The sequence below is a fragment of the Carboxylicivirga litoralis genome (assembly GCF_025499605.1).
GTDB lineage: Bacteria > Bacteroidota > Bacteroidia > Bacteroidales > Marinilabiliaceae > Carboxylicivirga > Carboxylicivirga litoralis.
The window spans coordinates 1-2,288 of sequence record NZ_JAFMVC010000078.1 but is presented as its reverse complement, the minus strand read 5'-3'; the positions used below and the strand labels follow the sequence as shown (position 1 = coordinate 2,288).

Below are 2,288 nucleotides of genomic sequence, written 5' to 3'. Positions count from 1 at the left end.
CTACATTTTCCTAAGACGTTTTAGCTCAAAAGACGATAAAAGCCGTTTGGTTTGCTGTCCTTACTTCGCTCAAAGTATTGATACAGAAATGGTAGGTATAGAAAATCATATCAACTATATCCATCGACCAAATGGAGATTTAAATGATAATGAGATTTGGGGAATTTCTGCCCTTTATAGCAGTAGTTTATTTGATACGTTTTTTAGAACCTTTAATGGCAATACCCAAGTTGGTGCATCGGAATTAAAACAAATTAAAATGCCGCCACTTAAAGATATTGAGGTTATTGGAAATAAAGTTAAACAATCACAAAACCATAATAAACAAGAGATTGATAAAATAATTAGTGAAGTACTTTTAGAAAATATTTATGTCAAAAATACAAGAAGCTCAAGCAATTTTGAAAGAGTTGGGGTTGCCTGATGCTCAACAAAATGAAATATCTGGTTATACACTTTTAGCACTGTGTAATATCAAAGAAAAGGACAAATGGTCTAAAGCATTTAAGCAAAGTCACGGAGTAACAAAAGGAATAATGACTTTTATTTCTGAGAATTACGAGAAGGAATATGCTCCAAACACCCGTGAAACTTTTAGAAGACAAGTACTTCATCAATTTGTACAGGCTGGTATTGCCGATTACAATCCTGATATTCCTGATTTACCAGTAAATAGCCCAAGAGCACATTACGCAGTATCTGAAATCGCATTGGAGACAATAAAAGCATACAGAACAAGAGGTTGGAAGACCGCGGTTACAAACTTTAAATCCCAAATCGGGGTGTTAAAAGAAAAGTATAGCAAGGAAAGAGAAATGTCAAGAGTTCCTTTGAAACTTGCAAATGGAAAGGTGTTGATGTTATCACCAGGAAAACACAATGAGGTTCAGGCTGCAATAGTGGAAGAATTTGCTTCAAGGTTTGCACAAGGTTCAATATTGCTCTACGTTGGAGATACTGAAAACAAAGATTTGCACATAGAAAAGGAAAAGCTTGAAAGTATTGGTATTCCGATTACAGAACATAGTAAATTACCTGATGTAGTAATTTATGACGAGAATAAAAATTGGTTATACTTGATTGAAGCGGTTACATCACATGGTCCGATGTCGCCAAAACGGATTGTTGAACTTGAAGATTTCCTAAAAGATTGCAAAGCGGGTAAAATATATGTTTCTGCATTCCCTGACTTTTCAGAGTTTAAGAAACACACCAATGACATTGCTTGGGATACAGAAGTTTGGATAATGGATTTCCCTGAACACATGATTCACTTTAACGGTGACAGATTTTTAGGGCCGAGATAATATGCCAGCCCTTCGCAACCATACACATTGCCAAGTCGCTCGAAAAAGCCAGCGCACAGACCAAAACTTGTCAAAGAGTATGGCTGCCCTATTGCGCGGACAGACTGCGGAGGATAAAGCACTAAAACACAACAATATGTATAAGTAATGCCGAGTAAAGTGGGTAATTTAAACATTTGCTCTCGTGTCAAATTTCATCGTATCTTGATACGAAAGTGCTTCGAAATTCGGCACTACTCATACATGCACCGTTGTGGTGCATTGCCCATATTCCACAGAAGCAATCAATAATTTGAAATTCAACGAAAAAGATAATTCATGGCAGATGTATTTAATACTTTCATAAAAGGTTTAACAGACCATGAGTTAGCTATCTACACTGGTTATCAATATCAAAGTTTGTTAGCTTATTCAAAAGAAGAACTAAAGAAAGAAATTGCACATAGAAGTATGTCAAAAGAGCAATTAGCCAGCTATTTTAAGACAAAACTTTCGTATGAAAAAGAAAGTAAATCTTGCGAAAGGTGTGGTTCGAATAAATTCTTTAGTGATATTGACATTGAACACCATGGAAGTAAATACTCATCATATGACATAGAAGTCCAGACGATGCGGTGTAGGATATGTAATTATAACCCATCAAAAGTCCCACCCAAAAATTTCTATGAATGGGTAAAGCGACTATTTATAGACAAAAACAAAACAGAAAGAATTGTAAAACATTACGATTGGGCTGACTTCTAAAATAAAAATAAAACGCACCACAACAAGCCATCATAAAGTAGCCCTGGCTTTGGCGAGATTTGGAAGTTCAGCTCCCGCGCCAGCTGAGGCAAAATTAAGAAAGCGAATATACCACACGCACCAGTGCCACTTCATATGGCCGAACCGTTAGCCCTCATATGACGCAATATCGTAGTAGCTAATAAAGAAGCAGGTATTTGGCAGTTGGGAGAACCGCCTCAAGGCAATGGCGTAAAG

General features: G+C 36.7%; 3 protein-coding genes. All 3 read left to right on the top strand.

Annotation, left to right across the window (positions count from 1 at the left end):
* Nucleotides 1–424: hypothetical protein (locus tag J1N10_RS20715; RefSeq protein ID WP_262328639.1), on the top strand; the 424-nt coding region annotated here is incomplete at its 5' end.
* Nucleotides 372–1,307, top strand: coding sequence for a BsuBI/PstI family type II restriction endonuclease (locus J1N10_RS20710; protein ID WP_262328638.1), 936 nt, complete (start codon nt 372–374; stop codon nt 1,305–1,307). The genes J1N10_RS20715 and J1N10_RS20710, both read left to right, overlap by 53 nt.
* 318 nt (nt 1,308–1,625) lie before the next feature.
* Nucleotides 1,626–2,051 carry a hypothetical protein gene (locus J1N10_RS20705; protein ID WP_262328637.1) on the top strand — a complete coding sequence of 142 codons (426 nt, stop codon included), beginning with the start codon at nt 1,626–1,628 and terminating at the stop codon, nt 2,049–2,051.
* Nucleotides 2,052–2,288 lie beyond the last annotated feature (237 nt).

Excerpts from the sequence above, each read along its gene's own strand:
- J1N10_RS20710 (WP_262328638.1), top strand. The coding sequence starts at position 372 with ATGTCAAAAATACAAGAAGCTCAAGCAATTTTGAAAGAGTTGGGGTTG.
- J1N10_RS20705 (WP_262328637.1), top strand. The coding sequence starts at position 1,626 with ATGGCAGATGTATTTAATACTTTCATAAAAGGTTTAACAGACCATGAG.